We start from the raw sequence: 16,619 nt of genomic DNA on the forward strand, positions 1-16,619 counted from the left end.
TGGTTTTTCCTAGCCTCTCCGCTGTGCTCGTGTCTCTCGTCATGGCCGTTCCACCGCTCTGGGACCACCCCGGATACGACGCCGAGGACAGCCACTACAACCCGGCCGAGACCGTGCTCACCGGCGACCGGATCCGGCATGTGGCCCAAAAATGGCAGGTCAGCCTGCGGACCAGTGACGAGAGCTGTTCCGGGTTCGGTGGGCCGGTGCTGTCCGGTGGGCGGGTCTACGTCAGCGATCAGCTGGGGATCTCCGCTTACCGGGCGGCCGATGGGGCGGTCAGCTGGCGGTACGACTGGGCCTATCCCAGCGACAGCGAGACGCCCCGGCTCGCGGTCAGCGACGGGCTGCTGATCGTCGCAGGCGGGGACTGCAACTCACAGAGCGACCCGGACGGGGAGGTCATCGCTCTCGACGCCCGAACCGGGCTGCCCCGCTGGAAGCTGCGGTTGGACGTGCCGGTCAACTCGGTCGTCGTCGACAAGAGTCTCGTCGTGGTCTCCGGAGGGTCTCCCTCGGACGAGGACGCGGTCGCCGCCTACCACATCCGGGACGGGCGGTCGGCCTGGCGAAAGGCGAAGTACCTGGCGGCCGGGGTGTCCGCGGACGGGACGATCCTGGCGCGGGCCACCGACGGGTCGGACGTGGCGACCGGAGTCAGTGCGGCGATCACCATCACCACCGGCGGTGTGCGGTGGACCCGGAAGGGCAAATGGACCGCGCAGGCCGCCTCACCCGGGAGTGATCGGTTCCTCGTCACCGACGAAACCGGGCTGCTGCGGTCGGTCGGAGTCTCCGACGGGCGGCTGGAGTGGACCGCTTCGGCCTTCGCTTCCTCCACGCCGATCGCCGTTGACCGGGAACGGGTCTACCGCGTGTCCGGGCGGGATGTGGAAGCCCTGAACTTGACCGACGGCAAACGGGTCTGGGCTGCTCGGCAGAAAGTCGACGGGGTGCAGCCGGTCGGGGCCGGCGGGCTGATCCATGCCGGGGCGGCCGTGCTCAACGCTGCAGACGGGAAAGTCGCCGGGCCAGACCTCGCCGGCCGGGTGATCGTTGCGGGCGGACGGATCTATCAGGTGGTGACCGGACAACTCAGGGCCTTCGGGTGATCGTTCTCGGCGGCGAGTCCTCCGGAGCGCCCCGGGCGTGGGCCGGTGCGGTTGGGGAGCGTTGGCCGTACAAACTCGTGGGGTTGCTGTTGGGTTGTTCTTGACTTTTCGAACTTTGCGGCATTTCGGCGATTCCGAAGGGGGAAGTGGCGCCGAGGGACGGCGCCACTTCCCTGTGGGGGTGCCGCTGGCGCTGAACTGGCTGATCCTGTCCGCCACCGGCTCGGCCACCGCGATGGGCGCGGTCGTCATGTTGCAGTCGTTGCCGGTCCTGCTGCTCGGCAGTTGGGGCGGCGCCCTTGCCGATCGGCTACCGGCTCGTCTGATTTTGATTACCTTTCAGGCTGTTCGCGCGCTGCTCGCCCTGGCACTGCTCCTGCCCGGCCTGCCCCAGCCCGGCCTGCTCCCGTCCGGCCTTCTCCTGCTCGGCGGGAACTGGCCGATCTCCGTCGTCGCCCTGGCCTCGGCACTTGCGCTGGGTTCGGTGTTGAGCTCCGCCAGCCGGATCGGCGGAATGACTCTCGGCGGCGTGCTGATCGGCGTCACCAGCCCGTCCGCGCTGTTCGTGATCAACGCGATGTCCTATCTGGCCGTGATCCTCGCGCTGCTGGCCATGCGCCTCGGCGACATGCGTCCGCTCGCCGTGGCGCCCCCGTCCGAAGGCGGGATCGTCGCCGGATTCCGCTACCTGGTCGGTCAGCCGGTGATCATGGTGGTGCTGGCCCTGTCGTTCGTGCTGGGCTCCCTGGGCCGCGACTGCCAGGTCTCGATGGCCGCCATGTGTCCGGACCGCTGGGTGGGACGTCCGGTTCATACGGTCTGTTGTCGACGGTGTTCGCCGTCGGCGCGGTGGTGGGCGGCCTGCTGCTGGCCGGGACCGGCCGGTCGGCACTGCGGATCCAGCTCGACACCCGGGAGGAGATGCGCGGCCGGGCCCTGGCCACGGTCGGCATCGTGTCATCGCTGTCGGGAATCGTCGGGGCGCCGGCGATCGGCTGGCTGTGCGACAACTTGGGCGCACGAGGCGCGCTGGTCACAGCGGGCGCGGTCACCACAGTGGCGGCGGCGGTCGGAGGGGTGGCGTTGGTGCGGTTGACGGGCCGCTCCCTCAGAGTGGCCTTTCTACTCGGCCGCTCAACTCAGCAGCCTGCCTGAACTGCCGCCGTTCGACTTCGTGGGGACCCGGGTGACTCGGGTTGCCTGGTTTCCGATTCGTATGAGTCCGCCGCTGAAGTCGCCACAACCCCTTCTCGGCTCACTTCGACTACTGATGAGCGTTAATTCGCCGGCCCTCCAGGTGGAGTCGGCGTGTCCTCGCGTTACGGGACGCACGGCGTGGCGTATCGGCGAAAATGTGTTCGCGTGGCAGTGCTGCGGCACTGGACGACTCATGCGTGCCGGACAGCACGGATCGGCTCGATCCGTCGATGACCTTGGAGGGTGATGTCGATGCAGGATCCGCGAATGGAGGGTGCATGGGCAGCGTTCCGGAACATCCTCGACACCTCACCGCCTCATGAGGCAACTCAGAACCTTCGTGATCTTTTTGTCCCAGAGGACGTGATCACCGCGCTGATCAATCGCCATGAGAGTGAGGCGACGAAGTTCGTCACGTTGAAGGAACCTCTTGGCGTAGGCAGAGAGAATGCCACACGGTGGTACGCGGGACCCCGCAGTGGGGACAAGAACTGGCCGGCCTTCAAGAATCACATCAAGAAGAGCTTGGGCGAGGAGTCGGTCCGCAAGATCGATGAAGCCTCCGACAAGGTTGTCGCGATGATGGATCATCCGGCGACGTCCGTGTTCAACTCTCGTGGTCTGGTGGTTGGACATGTGCAGTCGGGTAAGACGAGCAACTTCACAGCGGTGATAGCCAAGGCCGCCGACCGTGGCTATCGAATGTTCATCGTGCTGTCAGGAATTCACAATGCTCTTCGGCGGCAGACCCAGGCCAGGTTGATCCGTGATGTGGTGAACCTGAACCCGACGTTGTGGCATCAGATCACCAAACTTGAGCACGACTTCATGCCGCTGCCCAACCCGGCTGCCCTACTGACGGCAAAGGATCAACACCTCCTTCTGGTTGTGAAGAAGAACGCTCCCGTCCTGCGCAAGCTCAAGAAATGGCTGTCGAGTGCCGCGCCTCATCTGCGGAACTGTCCGGCGCTGATCATCGACGACGAGGCGGACCAGGCGACAATTGCCACAAAGAGCATCAATCCACTGATCGCGGGTGTGCTGGAGAGCCTTCCTCGAGTCTGCTATCTCGGGTATACGGCGACGCCGTTCGCCAACCTGCTGGCCGATCCCATGGGAAAGGACTTCTATCCGCGCGACTTCATCCTCAGCCTTCCCCGAAGTGAGGAGTACCAGGGACCGGAGAAGCTGTTCGGTCGTGCGCCGGTCGACGGCGAGGAGCCCGAATCCGTGCCCCAAGGGCTCGACATGATCCGAGAGATCCCCGAGGACGAGGTCGCGTTGTTGCGTCCGGCCAAGCGTTCCGAAGCGGTGACCTTCGTACCGGAGATGACGCCGTCCCTTCGATCCGCCGTTCTTTGGTTCTGGCTCGCATCTGCCGCGCGTCGAGTGCGATCGGGGAAGGTGGATCATTCCTCGATGTTGGTGCATGCTCACTCCGACACGAGAGTTCACGATTCTTACAAAGCGCCCCTGGAGGCGCTCCGGCAGCAGATACTCACCCAACTCTCCGGCTCTGAGGACGCTCTGCTCAAGGAGTTGCAGATCCTGTGGACCACCGAGTCCGACCGGGTGCCGGCCGAGCAGATGCATGAGATTCCGCTCGCCGTTGAGGACGTCATCGCGGCTGTTCCCGAGGTGGTCGCCGATACCCGCATCATCATGGACCACTACCGGAGCACGGATCGACTGGACTACGAGTCCGGTCCGGCCACTGTGATCGCGGTTGGTGGCAACACGCTGTCTCGTGGGTTGACCCTGGAGGGTCTCGTGGTGAGCGTGTTCGTCCGCTCCAGCGATGTGTACGACACTCTGCTGCAGATGGGTCGATGGTTCGGCTATCGGCCTGGCTACACCGACCTTCCACGTATCTACATGCCTGCGGAGATGCGGCGCTGGTTCGCTCACCTGGCCACGGTCGAAGCCGAAATGCGCATTGAGATTGATCGACTTCTGACCGAGCACAAGACCCCGCTCGACCTTGCGGTACGGATTCGCTGCCACCCGAAGATGCTGGTGACCGCGCCGAGCAAGCGGAAGGCAGCAGTACGTGCAGCCGCTGCGTACGGCGGTGCCCTCGTGGAGAGTCGGTACTTTCCCACCGCTCCTGAAGAAGAGGCCGAGGCTTGGCTCGAATCCAACGCGAAGGCCGTCGATCGACTGGTGGAGGCTGCGGCGCGACACGGGCGCCATGACCCCTTGGGCGAGGGGAAGGCGCTGTGGCGTGAGGTGCCAACCGAATACCTCCTCAAGTTCCTCGACGGGTACCGGTTCCACAAGATGACGACCGAGGCGCCAGGGAAGCTGATGTCGGCCTACGTCACCAAGCGGCGCGCCATGGGTGGGCTCCACTCGTGGAATGTGGCTGTCGTGGGTAACAGGCCCAGCGCCACTGGTGGGAACGTGACTTTGACGACAGGTCTGACCGCGGGCCTGGTCGTGCGTACCCGTACGGCCGCCAGCAAAGGCGATGCCGTGGCGGACATCCGGACGTTGACCGGGCCGCGAGATGAGGGAATCGACCTGGACATCGACGGCAAGGGGGCCGTCAACCGTACGAAACTCAAGGGAATCCGTTCGACCAAGCAGCCGGAGCGAGGATTGGTCCTCCTCTACCCGATCAATCCGGATTCTGCCCCGGCGGAGCCGGTCGAAGAAGACGCGGTGAGCAAGAAGCAACGAGACCGTGCCGCGCTGGCGGCCCCTGGCAAAGTGGTGTGGGGTGTCGCGCTGGTGTTTCCTGACCCGAGCGGGGGCAAAGATGTGGAGGTCGAGTACGACTACGTTTCCGCGGATCTCTCCAACGCCTTTCCTGCCGTCTCCGACGAGGACGACGAGGACTTCACCGTTCTGGAGCAGGATCTCGACATCTACGATGAGACAGCATCGTGACGACCAGGGACGGAAGCCGGGCGCTGGAACTGCGACAGATGCTCGAGCGGTTGTGGTCCGAGGTCGCGACCAGAGTTCCGTCGACCGACTCGGATGCACTGGCCAGTGCCGAGTTGGCGCTGACGACGTCAGCGGGACCATTGCTTCTCTCAATCGACCACCTCGGATACCGCCATCTCCTGGTGCCGGCGGCAGCTGATGACCGCGGGCCGGTGGACTGGCTCAGTGCCGGCGTGCGAATGTCGACTCGAGTGAAGGTGGTGGAGGAACGCCCTGTTCGGTTCCTCGATCTCGAGTGTCGACGGGATGACCTCAACGGAGTCTTCACCGGCCTGGTGGCCGATGTGTGTGCTGTCGTCGCGTTCGAACGGGAGATCTCCGCGCGGAGTTTGTCTGCGATGTTGGAATCCTGGCGTAAGTTGTTGGCCGGCAGTCCACAGGAATGGACCGTACCGCGATTGGCTGGACTGTACGGCGAACTGGTGGTGCTGGAACGGTTGTTGGATCGCGATTCGACAGCCACCGGAACCTGGGTCGGTCCCGCCGGGGCTCCGCAGGACTTCCAAAGCCATCCCCATGCCATCGAGGTCAAGTCGACGACTGCTGCGACGGGGCGACTCGTGCACGTTCATGGCGTGGACCAGCTTGAGCCGCCGGCCACCGGCTCGCTCGCCCTCGTCTGGACCCGATTCGCGTTGATGACCGGGACCGACGTAGATAGCATCGCGACGATCGTAGAACGCTGCCTGGCAAAAGGAGCCAGTTCGAGTTTGTTGTCTCGTCTCGACCAGATCGGCCTGCCGTCCCTGACCTCCGAGGACTTGCGTGGGGTGGGCTTCGAGCTGGTGGAGCGGCGAATCTACGAAGTCGACCCGCACTTCCCCGCCATCACTCCGATCCGATTCGCAGGTGGGTCGGTGCCGGCCGGGGTGCGCAGCATCGAGTACGTCGTCGACCTCGACACCGTGACCGCGCTCGACGAGGATCTGGATGCACTCGTCGATCGATTCTTGGGATTCTCATGACCGACCCCACGTGGTTCTCCCAGCCATTTCGTCCGGACGGTGGTATCACCGCTGAGGGTCTTCGTAACCAGCTGGGCCGACCGGCGCTCTCGGTCCTGACCGTTCTGGTGCGGGAGTCGGCCCAGAACAGTTGGGACGCGAAGACATCTGCCGATGTCGACTACAGCCTGGACCTTACAACCGTATCCCCTGCTCATCGGCAGGCGTGGGCCGAGTTGTTGTTGCCAGGTGCGCCACGGGAGTGTGCGGCCGGCCGGGCTGTTCCGGATCTACTTCGAAGTCAGAGCATTCGCTATCTGGCGGTCTCGGACCGGGGAACGATCGGGTTGGGTGGACCGACTAGATCGGATGTCCACGCCGAACCGAATCAGCGGGCCTGGTTGTCATTCGTGCTGAACAGCGGGGAGAAGCAGGACGTCGATGGTGGTGGAGGGACCTACGGTTACGGAAAGGGCGCCTTCTTCCTTGCCTCGCGGGTGAGCACGATCCTTATCTACACCCGATTCGTCGCCGAGGGCAGGCTGCATTCCCGACTGATCGGCTCGGCTCTCCTGACCTCCACGACCATCAATGACGTTCCCTACACGGGGCGCCATTGGTGGGGGGTCCCAGCCGACGGCTACTGCGAGCCCCTGGCCGACGCGGCCGCGGACAACACCGCTGCGAGTCTCGGTCTACCGGGCTTCCGTGGAAATGAGACCGGCACGACGGTAGTCGTCCTGGATCCCGATCTGACCGATCCGTCCGTCGAGGACCGAAGCGAGATGTCTGTTGAGGAAGCGGGTCGGTTCATCGCGGACGCGGCGGGTTGGAACCTCTGGCCGCTCACCATCGAAGGCCGCGCCCATCGACTCAACATTTCAGTGAGCGCTCACGGCGTACGCGTGGAGGTGCCATCTGAGCAGAACGATGCCGTACTGGCGAACTTCGCCGCGGCGTATCGACTCGCGGCTGCCGAATCGGAACCGAATATTCGGTGCGGCAATCCGAAGAAAGGTCTAGGTAGATTCGCTTATGTCGATACATTTGGTGCGAAGGCCACGGCGGCTGCTGCGGCCGAGCTGGGGTTGAGCGGGTCACCGCATCATGTCTGTTGCATGAGGTCGCCCGACCTGGTGGTGCAGTATCTGGAGCAGCCTGCGAAGGCGCATCCTGAAGTCGGCTATGCAGCAGTGTTCAAGGTCGAGGAGGATTTGGACGCGACCTTTGCGAAGTCGGAGCCACCCACACACGACGCATGGGTGGATGCTCAACTGTCGGGGCGAGAAGCCACCTTTGTGCGAGTTTACCGTCGACGGCTCAACGAGAATTGCGCGGCAGTCGTCGGACCGAAGGCCAAAGAGGCCCGAGTCGCACAGGTTCCGGTCGGTCCTGTTGCTCAGAGACTTGGCTTTCTTCTCTCCGCCGTTGGCGGCAGCGGTGCCGCGGAACCGGTTGTATCCGGCCACGCTCTGGACGACGGAGATCTGCCGGCAGACGGATCTACCCCAACAGCCGGATTGCTGCCGCGATTCGCGCCGACGGGGGAGGGGGCATCCGGATCAGCACAAGGGTCGACAGGTCCCGGTGGCGGGATCCCCGATGCTTCGGGCGGGCGGAGGCGAAGCCGCCCGCACCTGATCGGATCACCGTACTTCCGGTCGCGAAGTGGAAGGGTGATTCTGGCGCAGAAGGTCCGAATCTTTGCAGAGACCGCCGTTCGCGGAACAGCTGCAGTGATCACCGGCGAGGGCGGTACGGAGACAGCCAAGCCTGCCGGTAGTTCTCAGCCGCAGGTATTGGGCTGGCAATGCAACGGTGTTTTCGTCGCCGGCGACATCTTCGAGGCCCGCGACGAGTCAGTAGAGGCTGATTTGTTGATTAGCCCTGTCGAGGATGCAGCCATCGAGATCGCGGTCGAGGTGGCGGCCTGATGGCGGCGAGGGCCTACCCGTACCGAACGGCTCCGGAACATGTTCACGCAGCAGAATGGATATCGACGGAGGACGGGAGACCGATCGGGGACTTCCTACCGTCCTGGGACTACGGATCGGTTATCCGGCTGCAGAGGAGCATTGAAGTCGACATGCTCGCACTGTTAGGCGAGTGCGGGCTGACACCGAGCGCCAGGCTTGGGCTCAACGTCCGTTGTTGGCCGGGGACGTCCTTGCTTCGGCAGACTGTGCTCCAAATGGGACTCGGTGTCCCTGAATCGGCATCGGGTCGAATGACGAACGTGTTGGACGTCGAGATTCCGGGAGCAGGTCTCGCTGCGACATTGACCATTGAGACGACCCTCGTGCTACTTGAGAACCCGTCGGGCGGCGATGAGCCGTTCGTGGCACGAAGGACGGGAAGCATCGTGTGGCGTGACGAGGTGTCCGTACGCCTCGAAGGAACTGCTGGATTGTTGCCGGTGGCTCCTGTCAGCTTCAAAGAGCAGGGACTTCCTCCTCAGGCCGCGTGGTATGTCAGCGTGGACTCCTCCGAGTGGACGAGCGCCGCGATGGGGAATCTTCTTGTCCTGCTGAATGACGACAACTTGGCGGTCCGGAAGGCGATAACTGCACCGAGCGAGCCCGATTCCGCGGTCCTGCTGGATGCGCTGACCGTGGATGTGGTTTGCGACCTTGTCGGTCGTGCGCTTCTCGACGAGGAGTTTCCGGTGACGGCCCCGGTCGGTGAAAAGCGTTCCGAGCCGTCGACAGCGGCGCTGGTACGAGGTTTGATCGTCTCCTTTCTCAGTCTTCCGACGGAGAGTGTCGAGACTGCCTTCAGCCGACTACGGGACGAGTGGCAGCGTGACCCGTCGAGGGTGAGAGCCAGAGCCCAGAATAATCTTCGGTTCCCAGGGAGTCGCGATTCATGAGCATCCTCTTTCCTCGCCTGCTGCCCAGTGAATCCGATCGGATTTTTAGTGGTATTCGCGGTCGTGCGCCATCCGAACTGAGTGCGCAGGCCGGAAACAGTTCGTTGCGCGCGGTCTTCGCCGCCACCGGCGGCACGAGGGTGACTCGCGACGAATTGCGGCTGCTTGCGGCCACCATTGAGAAGCTGGCGATCGAGGCCGGCTATCCGGACGCGTCGAGCACCGCGCAGCGGAGTCAGTTCGACCGAGCCGTGGCACGGCATCTGCACCAGAGCTCCGGGATGACCCCGGGAGAGGCGTCGCAGCGACAGGTCTGGGCATTCCTGGGGCTGGTGCTTGTGCCGCATGTGTGTGCATGGCGATTTCCGATGAAGGATGGTACCTATGTTGCGGACCGGTTCAAGGGAAGTGACCTGACGCGTCATACCCTGGCCAGGCTGTGGACCCGTGCTCATGTCCTGCACGACTCGGCCGCCCCCGATCCCTACGCGCTGTTGGACGCTCTCGGTGAAGCCGACCTGGACCAGGTCATGGCGCGCCGCAGAGCGATCGCAGCGACGCCGACGTTGGTGCGGGCCATCGTGCGGGCGCATGTCGAGGACTCGAACATCGGGGAGGACATCCCGGCCAGGGCGGTGCTTCGTGACTCCCTTCAAAGGCTGCTGCGGTTGACCGCCTTCCTCGATCTCGACTGGCTTCCCGAGGAAGAGATCCTGCAACTCGTTCGGGAACAGAGAATCGAGTCGAGGAAGCACTTGGATGTAGCGTGAAGGTGATGGCAGCGAATCAACGTCCCGTACCCAGCTCGGTGGGCGTCTCCGGGCGCATGAGCAGGCAACGCCGACGCGACACCGCCCCCGAGGTGCAGATTCGCCGACTCCTGCACGCCGCTGGCCTGCGTTTTCGCGTCACGTGGCCCATCCCGGGAATGCCGCGCCGTTCGATGGACATCGCATTCACGAAGGCGAGGGTGGCGGTGTTCGTGGACGGCTGCTTCTGGCACGTCTGTCCGGAGCATGCAACCATGCCGGCCGCCAACTCGGAGTGGTGGGCCGAGAAATTGGGTAAGAACCAGACGCGAGACCTGGCCACGAACGCCCATTTGAAGGCCGCCGGATGGACGATTGTCCGGGTATGGGAGCACGAGGATCCGCGGGCAGCGGCGGACCGGATCCAAGCGGTAGTCAGGCCCGTCGTCGGCAGCGGGTAGGCGCGTGCCATCAAACGATGCTCACATCTGTGCGTCGAGACTTTCGGCGATGTGGGCCCCGATGGCTGTGGCAAGCTCGACGGGCACGGCATTACCGATCTGACGTGCGATCTGAACCTTGGATCCGCACCACTTGAAGTCCCTGTCGAACCCCTGGATGAGCGCCGCTTCCAGATGTGTGATGGCCCTGTGCTCGGTTGGATGAATGTATCGACCTTTTTCCGGCTTGAAGAACTCTGTCCTGATGGTCACTGAAGGGCGATCCCATCGGAGGCGACCCATGACGTCTCCGGAACCTGATGTGTGCTTCCGCCAGCACGGACTCTTGAGTTCATCGGGAAGATCGAACCTGTTGCCGCCTGCCGGGATCCTCCGAAAACGTTTCTGTGAAATCGGCTCATAGTGTCGTGTCACGTGCAGCGTCAGTCCTCGGTAGGCGCCCGGTACCGGTGTCCCGTGATGGGCAACTGTCACCTCAGGGAGAAGCTGATTTTCCTCCGGCACGAAACTCGGCAGCTTGGCGAGGCTGGTAGCGACCGTCTTCCACTCACTGCGAGAGACGGTGGGCGAAGGGATTTCGATCGGTGTCAGGTCCCGCCTGGTCCCGATGACAATTGCCCGACGACGAATTTGTGCTGCTCCGAAGTCCGCGGCGTTGATGACCTCGAACCGAAGTCTGTACTGCTCCAGCGAGCGTCCGGGCTCGGTCTCGGATTGGAGAGCGTGGAACTCGTCACTCCGGAGAAACCGATCAACGTTCTCGATGACGAAAGCGGCCGGGCGAATCTTCGTCAGGACTCTTACATACTCGCGCCAGAGCTGGTTTCGAGGATCGTCCAGCCGTTTCGCACCCAAGTTGGAGAAGCCTTGACAGGGTGGTCCGCCCACCACCACATGTGCGGAGGCCGCCGCCTTGCTGATCTCCCACTTGGCGATGTCGCCGTGATGGATGAGCTTCTTGCCGAAGTTCTCGGCGTAGGTCGTCGCTGCGGCGAGGTCGATCTCGACGGCACCGACAGTCTGGTAGCGGCCTGTTCGGTGGAAGCCGGCGGTGAGACCGCCGCAGCCTGCGAATAGGTCGACCACCTGGAACGTCTGTGCCATGGTAGCTACCTTAGCCGGCGATCATGATCATTGTCTTACCTCCCCGCTGTGTTGCTGGCTGCACTTGCATACCTGGTTTCTGGATACTGCGCCCCGATCAGTCGGACGACGTTCGATAGCGTGAACGGGCATGCCACTGCGTCAGCATCGAGGGGAACACGTGGAGCTCCTGCACTCCGGCAAGGTCCGGGACGTCTATGCCGATGGCGGGGACCTCGTCCTCGTCGCCTCGGATCGGATCTCGATCTATGACGTCATCCTGCCTACCCCGATTCCGGACAAGGGGAAGATCCTCACCCAGCTGTCGCTCTGGTGGTTCGACCAGCTCAGCGACGTCATCCCCAACCACGTCATCTCGGCCACCGATGTGCCAGCCGAGTTTGCCGGGCGGGCCATCCGGTGTGAGCGGCTCGACATGGTCATGGTCGAGTGCATCGCTCGTGGGTACCTGGCCGGGTCGGGCCTCAAAGACTATGAGCGGGAACGGATGATCTCCGGCAACCCGCTGCCGGACGGGCTGATCGAGTCGTCGAAGCTGCCGGAGCCGATCTTCACGCCCAGCACCAAGGAACCCGTCGGTGGCGGGCACGACGCGCCTCTGACATTCGACGACACCGTCGAGCGGGTCGGCAAGGAGCTCGCTGAGGAGCTGCGTCGCGTGACACTCGAGGTCTATCGGCGCGGGTCGGAGATCGCCGCGGCTCAGGGCATCATCATCGCCGACACCAAGATCGAGGTTGGGTACGCGAACGGCGTCCTCAAAATGGGCGACGAGGTCCTGACGCCCGACTCGTCGCGGTTCTGGGAAGCCAGTGAGTGGCAGCCGGGACAGGTGCCCCGCTACCTGGACAAGCAGTTCCTCCGCGACTGGGCCACGAACAACACCGACTGGGACCGCACCGAGCCCGGCCCGGTGATCCCGGACGAGGTCGCCGAGGCCACCCGCAACCGGTACGTCGAGGTCTACGAGCGGCTCACCGGCGACCGCTGGAACTGATCAGCCCGGCCCACCGTGGGCGCCGCATCGGCCGGCGTCCACAGCAGAGTCGCCCTCACGCCCACTGGACGGTGGTCTCCGGTGACAGCCGTGGCAGGCGGTCCCGCCACGGGGTCTCTCCCGGGTGACCGAGGTTCACCACGACAAGTGACTTGAATCGCCCATCCGGGAAGAACTCGGCGTCCACCGCGGGCTTGTCGAAACCGGTCATCGGCCCGGCGACCAGGCCCATCGATCGGGCCGCGAGGATGAAGTAGCCGACCTGGAGCGCGGCGCTGAACGTGCCGTTGGTCAGGCGCAGCGGCTCGTTCGCCTCGTAGACGTCCCGCAGGCCCGGGTTGTGCGGGAACACCTCGGGCACGTACTCGTGGAACGCCGTGTCCAGGGCGAGGACCGCGACGACGGGCGCGCTCTGCGACTTGGCCCGGTTGCCTTCGGACAGGTGCGGGATCAGACGAGCCTTTCCTTTTTCGGTACGGACGTAGAGCACCCGCAGCGGCTGTGTGTTCGAGGCGGTCGGCGGCCACTTCGCGAGATCCCAGATTTCGGCGAGTTCACTGTCGGACACCGGCGTGGCTGCAAACGACGTTGCAGTCCGTGCTTCGGTGAACAGCAGCGCCCGGCCGTCGTCGCCCAGCCGGGCCGGAGAGGTCGAGCCCACGGTCAGAGCCGCTCCAGAAAGAGTATCCACTTCTAAAAAGCTAGCGACTTACCGACAGAAAGCCACCCTTGGTCCGGTGAACTCGATCACCGGCAGAGGCTGGCGCGATGGTCGGCGGAACAAGCCACCTGCGGCGCGTCGTAGTGCGGGACTGCCTCGGATTTCGGGGAGGCGTGGCCGTACTCAGGGGATGTGCTCGTCGGCCCAGTCGGCGATCTGGTCGAGGGCCGGCATCAAAGCGTGACCGGCCGTTGTGAGGCCGTAGGAGACCGCGACCGGCGGGCCCTCATCGACGGCCCGGACGATCAGGCCGGCCGTCACCAGGCTGGACAGGCGGTTGGAGAGGACCGAGTCGCTGATGCCCGTGATGCTGCGGGACAGGTCTCGGAAACCGACCGGCCCGTCGCGGAGTTTGCCGAGGACCGCGGCGTTCCACCGGCGGCCCAGGAACTCGAACGCGCGGGACAGAGCGGCATCGCGGCGAACGCACGTCGTGTGCTGCTCGTCGACCGCTGTCATGGACGTAAAGCTACACGCCTGGTCGCTGCAACGAGTTGGGCAATTGCTCGGGCTGGGTGCACTCGGCGCACCAGTCGTTGCTGCTACGCAGGTACCACCCGAGGGCCACGCCGGCGAAGAGGCTGAGCAGGCCGACGACGGCCGAAACGGTGACCGCGCCGGTCATGTCAGCGGGCTCCGGCGGACCAGCCTCAGGCCGCGGTGGTCGAGGTCGGGGGCGCTGTCGGCACGAAACGTCACATACGGCGCGGTGAACGTGTCGACGCCGGTGCCGCGGTGGTGGTTGCTCGGCTGGTAGGTGACCGTGACCGCCCGCGGGGACGCCGCCTCGATGATGCCGGCCCGCCAGCCGTCCCGATACACCCACACCGGGTCCGCCGGGCGGTAGCTCTCGGCTGGAGCGACCTCGGCCGGATCTCGGTGCACCGGGGTCACGGTAGGCGTGGACGCCGTCAGGTTCGGCATGGAAATGCCTCCTATGGCTTGAGGCGGACTCTTGCCGGGACGCGACGCAACATCTGAGCAGGCGAAGATTTCGGCACGCTGTGTCAGCGGTCGGATCGTGTCTGTCAGCTATCATGCTCGTCATCAAGTGCGTTCGCAAGGCCGTCTGCACGTGCATCCGCAACGGCGCGCCGCGCGAGGGCACCGGATGAGCGGTCCGAAGGAGACGACGGAACGGCGCGGGAACGACGCTCCGCACCGGTTTCGTGGTTGACGATCTCCGCTCTAGGATGCGTAAGGACTGCGCCGGGCAGTCACAGAGCAGCGACAAGGAGTCAGGTGAGCGCGGGTTCGCAGGAGGAGGCGCCAGGTGGCGGCCCCACCGTGCTGCGCATCCTGCTCGGCTCTCAGCTTCGTAAGCTGCGGGAGTCGAGGGGGATCACCCGGGAGGCGGCCGGCTACGAGATCCGCGCCTCCGGTTCCAAGATCAGCCGCATGGAGCTCGGCCGCGTCAGTTTCAAGGAACGCGACGTCGCCGACCTGTTGACCATGTATGGCGTGTCCGACTCCGCCGAGCGGGACGCGCTGATCGGCCTCGCCCGCCAGGCCAACAACCCGGGCTGGTGGCAGCACTTCGGTGACGTGCTGCCGACCTGGTTCCAGGCCTACCTGGGGCTGGAGGCGGCCGCCTCGCTGATCCGGACCTACGAGATCCAGTTCGTCCCCGGTCTGCTCCAGACGCCCGACTACGCCCGTGCCGTGATCATGCTGGGTCATGCCGGCGCCAGCTCGGATGAGATCAACCGCCGGGTCGACGTGCGGTTGCAGCGGCAGCAGATACTCACCCGTTCCGGTGGCCCCCAACTGTGGGCGGTGATCGACGAGGCGGTGCTGCGGCGCCCGATCGGCGGCATCGACGTGATGCGGGCGCAGATCGAGGCGCTGATCGAGGCGTCGAAGCTGCCGGGTGTCCGGCTCCAGATCATCCCGTTCCTGGCCGGTGGGCATGCCGCGGCCGGTGGGCCGTTCGCGATCCTGCGGTTCCCCGAGCCGGAGCTGCCCGACGTGGTCTATGTGGAGCAGCTGACCAGCGCCATCTATCTGGACAAGCGCGAGGACGTCGATCACTACGCGATGGCGATGGAGCGGGTCTGTATCGACGCCGAGCCGCCGAACCACACTCCCGAGATCCTCGGCAAGCTGCTGAACGAGGTCGGCCGCCCGGTCTGAGCGAAAGAACAAGCTCGGCTGCCCGGTCTGAGGGGAAGGACGAGCTCGGCTGCCCGGTCTGAGGGAAAGAGCGAGTGTGGGCCGAGAACGAGTCTGAGCCGAGAACGAGCTCGGCCGCCCGGTCCAGAGGGACCGAGCGGCCGAGTGTTGCGTCGCCTGGGGAAGATCAGGCGATTGGGAAAGATCAGGCGATCAGGTTGTCGAAGTCTCCGTCGCGGACGCCGCCGAGGAAGGCCTCGATCTCGGCGCGGTTGTAGATCAGTGCAGCACCCTCGGGATCCCGGGAGTTACGCACAGCGACGTCGCCGTTGGGCAGGACGGCGCACTCAACGCAGTTGCCACTCGGGTTGCTGCGACGGCTCTTCTGCCAGGTGACTCCCTGGAGTTCGCCGGCAGGCATGCCGTTGACCACGTTGGTCATTCCAAGCTCCCTAGATTTGCCCCCGGATCGCCCATCGATCCGGAGTCGGTGGTGTCCGCGTGCCCAATTCAGGTCGTCGATGCAAATGCACGTGCATCTGGCCTTGCGTAGTCACGGGATTCTGAGCATGATAACGCACGTACTACTCCCTAGGGGTGTCACTCAGGGTGACATCTTTAGGTGACGGGTCGGTCGCGGAGCGACAGTCTGCGGCCTCGGCGCGAGGCTCCCTGGCGGGGGCGTCCTTAGCGAGAGGTGACAAGCAATGTCGATACCCAACGCCGGCCCAGAACTCCCCGAACCGGGCGACCCCGGCGTGGCCGACGGACCGCGCTGGGGAAACTCGTTGGTTCACCGGGACGCGCCGTTCGCCGACGAGGTGTTCGCGGCGTCGACCCGGGCGACCATGGTGACGCATCGGTTCGGAGGGGTCAGGTATGCGTTGAGCCGGCCCGGCGGGACGACCGTCCGCAGGCCGCCTGCCGAGGAGGGTGAGTCCGACGCGCGTGACTGAGCTCGTTCGTTGCCACCGCCAGCAGCGACCTGCCCGGCCCCCACAGACGCAGGGGCCGCATGTCCGCGGCAACCGGCTACGGCCCAGTGGGCCGTCCTGGCCGGTCTACGAGTTCGCCGAGACGGACTACTGCTACGGCATCGGTCCGATCCGGCTGCGCCTGGAGTGGGTCAACTGGGCCAAGCCCATTCCCCACGAGGGTGACTACTGGCTCGCCGTGCGCGGTGTCGTGATCGATCGCTACGGGTGTGACGGCGCCGTCCGCGAGATGCTCGTCCGTGCGGCGTGTGTGCCGATCCCGCCCGTCCCCAGGCGGCCTCGCTTGCGGGTGTTGCGCAGCAGCACACCCGTGTGAACGCCGGGTGGGCGGCGCGGTTCCCCGTGCTGGGCCGCCCACCCGGTCCGAAAACAAGGCCTGAACGCTGCGCCGCTCATCCGGTCCGAA

The 16,619-nt window shown here is 64.9% G+C and carries 18 protein-coding genes; 12 read left to right on the forward strand and 6 right to left on the reverse strand.

The features are described from left to right. The first annotated feature begins 23 nt into the window (after window positions 1-23). The 8 genes from AB0E94_RS05685 to AB0E94_RS05720 all read left to right on the forward strand — a co-directional run bounded on the left by AB0E94_RS05685 (window position 24) and on the right by AB0E94_RS05720 (window position 10,284). Window positions 24-1,112: a PQQ-binding-like beta-propeller repeat protein gene (locus tag AB0E94_RS05685; RefSeq protein WP_360322982.1), complete on the forward strand. Its 1,089-nt coding sequence runs from the start codon at window positions 24-26 to the stop codon at window positions 1,110-1,112. Window positions 1,113-1,173: 61 nt separating this feature from the next. After that, the gene (locus AB0E94_RS05690; RefSeq protein WP_360322984.1) at window positions 1,174-2,208 is read left to right on the forward strand and encodes an MFS transporter; all 1,035 of its coding nucleotides are present in this window, start codon (window positions 1,174-1,176) and stop codon (window positions 2,206-2,208) included. 353 nt (window positions 2,209-2,561) lie between these two features. Next, window positions 2,562-5,201 (forward strand): Z1 domain-containing protein, encoded by a 2,640-nt coding sequence (locus AB0E94_RS05695; protein ID WP_360322986.1) that lies wholly within the window; start codon window positions 2,562-2,564, stop codon window positions 5,199-5,201. Further along, window positions 5,198-6,226, forward strand: a complete 1,029-nt coding sequence (locus tag AB0E94_RS05700) for a PD-(D/E)XK motif protein (RefSeq protein WP_360322988.1) — start codon at window positions 5,198-5,200, stop codon at window positions 6,224-6,226. Before AB0E94_RS05695 ends, AB0E94_RS05700 begins: the two co-directional genes overlap by 4 nt. Further along, window positions 6,223-8,139: a hypothetical protein gene (locus AB0E94_RS05705; RefSeq protein WP_360322990.1), complete on the forward strand. Its 1,917-nt coding sequence runs from the start codon at window positions 6,223-6,225 to the stop codon at window positions 8,137-8,139. Before AB0E94_RS05700 ends, AB0E94_RS05705 begins: the two co-directional genes overlap by 4 nt. A 302-nt stretch (window positions 8,140-8,441) precedes the next feature. Further along, a complete protein-coding gene (locus tag AB0E94_RS05710; RefSeq protein WP_360322992.1) occupies window positions 8,442-9,074 on the forward strand; it encodes a hypothetical protein in 633 nt (210 codons plus the stop codon). Further along, complete coding sequence (locus tag AB0E94_RS05715) at window positions 9,071-9,844, forward strand: DUF6339 family protein (RefSeq protein WP_360322994.1); 774 nt, start codon at window positions 9,071-9,073, stop codon at window positions 9,842-9,844. The genes AB0E94_RS05710 and AB0E94_RS05715 overlap by 4 nt, the downstream gene beginning before the upstream one ends. Before the next feature lie 5 nt (window positions 9,845-9,849). Continuing rightward, window positions 9,850-10,284 (forward strand): very short patch repair endonuclease, encoded by a 435-nt coding sequence (locus tag AB0E94_RS05720; RefSeq protein ID WP_360322996.1) that lies wholly within the window; start codon window positions 9,850-9,852, stop codon window positions 10,282-10,284. 21 nt (window positions 10,285-10,305) lie between these two features. Here AB0E94_RS05720 and AB0E94_RS05725 read toward each other — a convergent pair whose 3' ends face one another. Then, a complete protein-coding gene (locus AB0E94_RS05725) occupies window positions 10,306-11,388 on the reverse strand; it encodes a DNA cytosine methyltransferase (RefSeq protein WP_360322998.1) in 1,083 nt (360 codons plus the stop codon). A 160-nt stretch (window positions 11,389-11,548) separates the two neighbouring features. Here AB0E94_RS05725 and AB0E94_RS05730 point away from each other — a divergent pair, with 160 nt between their 5' ends. Further along, window positions 11,549-12,385, forward strand: a complete 837-nt coding sequence (locus AB0E94_RS05730) for a phosphoribosylaminoimidazolesuccinocarboxamide synthase (RefSeq protein WP_360323258.1) — start codon at window positions 11,549-11,551, stop codon at window positions 12,383-12,385. A 55-nt stretch (window positions 12,386-12,440) separates the two neighbouring features. On the opposite strand, the gene AB0E94_RS05735 is transcribed toward AB0E94_RS05730, so the two are convergent. The 4 genes from AB0E94_RS05735 to AB0E94_RS05750 all read right to left on the reverse strand — a co-directional run bounded on the left by AB0E94_RS05735 (window position 12,441) and on the right by AB0E94_RS05750 (window position 14,030). Then, the gene (locus AB0E94_RS05735; protein WP_360323000.1) at window positions 12,441-13,076 is read right to left on the reverse strand and encodes a malonic semialdehyde reductase; all 636 of its coding nucleotides are present in this window, start codon (window positions 13,074-13,076) and stop codon (window positions 12,441-12,443) included. Window positions 13,077-13,229: 153 nt separating this feature from the next. Further along, entirely contained in the window at window positions 13,230-13,565 is a 336-nt protein-coding gene (locus AB0E94_RS05740) for a helix-turn-helix domain-containing protein (protein ID WP_360323002.1), read from the reverse strand. Between the two features lie 10 nt (window positions 13,566-13,575). Next, complete coding sequence (locus AB0E94_RS05745; RefSeq protein WP_360323004.1) at window positions 13,576-13,731, reverse strand: hypothetical protein; 156 nt, start codon at window positions 13,729-13,731, stop codon at window positions 13,576-13,578. Then, window positions 13,728-14,030, reverse strand: coding sequence for a hypothetical protein (locus tag AB0E94_RS05750; RefSeq protein ID WP_360323006.1), 303 nt, complete (start codon window positions 14,028-14,030; stop codon window positions 13,728-13,730). The genes AB0E94_RS05745 and AB0E94_RS05750 overlap by 4 nt, the downstream gene beginning before the upstream one ends. 318 nt (window positions 14,031-14,348) lie before the next feature. Here AB0E94_RS05750 and AB0E94_RS05755 point away from each other — a divergent pair, with 318 nt between their 5' ends. After that, a complete protein-coding gene (locus AB0E94_RS05755; protein ID WP_360323008.1) occupies window positions 14,349-15,239 on the forward strand; it encodes a helix-turn-helix transcriptional regulator in 891 nt (296 codons plus the stop codon). Between the two features lie 184 nt (window positions 15,240-15,423). Here AB0E94_RS05755 and AB0E94_RS05760 read toward each other — a convergent pair whose 3' ends face one another. Further along, entirely contained in the window at window positions 15,424-15,660 is a 237-nt protein-coding gene (locus AB0E94_RS05760) for a DUF397 domain-containing protein (RefSeq protein ID WP_317789642.1), read from the reverse strand. Window positions 15,661-15,925: 265 nt separating this feature from the next. Between AB0E94_RS05760 and AB0E94_RS05765 the strand changes: the two genes are divergently transcribed. Further along, complete coding sequence (locus AB0E94_RS05765) at window positions 15,926-16,174, forward strand: hypothetical protein (RefSeq protein ID WP_360323010.1); 249 nt, start codon at window positions 15,926-15,928, stop codon at window positions 16,172-16,174. Then, complete coding sequence (locus AB0E94_RS05770; protein ID WP_360323012.1) at window positions 16,167-16,529, forward strand: hypothetical protein; 363 nt, start codon at window positions 16,167-16,169, stop codon at window positions 16,527-16,529. The genes AB0E94_RS05765 and AB0E94_RS05770 overlap by 8 nt, the downstream gene beginning before the upstream one ends. Window positions 16,530-16,619 lie beyond the last annotated feature (90 nt).

This window comes from Actinoplanes sp. NPDC026670 (assembly GCF_040638175.1).
GTDB lineage: Bacteria > Actinomycetota > Actinomycetes > Mycobacteriales > Micromonosporaceae > Actinoplanes.

Coding starts and splice junctions, on each gene's coding strand:
- AB0E94_RS05705 (WP_360322990.1), top strand. CDS start 6,223: ATGACCGACCCCACGTGGTTCTCCCAGCCATTTCGTCCGGACGGTGGT.
- AB0E94_RS05720 (WP_360322996.1), top strand. CDS start 9,850: ATGGCAGCGAATCAACGTCCCGTACCCAGCTCGGTGGGCGTCTCCGGG.
- AB0E94_RS05745 (WP_360323004.1), bottom strand. CDS start 13,731: ATGACCGGCGCGGTCACCGTTTCGGCCGTCGTCGGCCTGCTCAGCCTC.
- AB0E94_RS05765 (WP_360323010.1), top strand. CDS start 15,926: ATGTCGATACCCAACGCCGGCCCAGAACTCCCCGAACCGGGCGACCCC.
- AB0E94_RS05740 (WP_360323002.1), bottom strand. CDS start 13,565: ATGACAGCGGTCGACGAGCAGCACACGACGTGCGTTCGCCGCGATGCC.
- AB0E94_RS05750 (WP_360323006.1), bottom strand. CDS start 14,030: ATGCCGAACCTGACGGCGTCCACGCCTACCGTGACCCCGGTGCACCGA.
- AB0E94_RS05695 (WP_360322986.1), top strand. CDS start 2,562: ATGCAGGATCCGCGAATGGAGGGTGCATGGGCAGCGTTCCGGAACATC.
- AB0E94_RS05725 (WP_360322998.1), bottom strand. CDS start 11,388: ATGGCACAGACGTTCCAGGTGGTCGACCTATTCGCAGGCTGCGGCGGT.
- AB0E94_RS05760 (WP_317789642.1), bottom strand. CDS start 15,660: ATGACCAACGTGGTCAACGGCATGCCTGCCGGCGAACTCCAGGGAGTC.
- AB0E94_RS05715 (WP_360322994.1), top strand. CDS start 9,071: ATGAGCATCCTCTTTCCTCGCCTGCTGCCCAGTGAATCCGATCGGATT.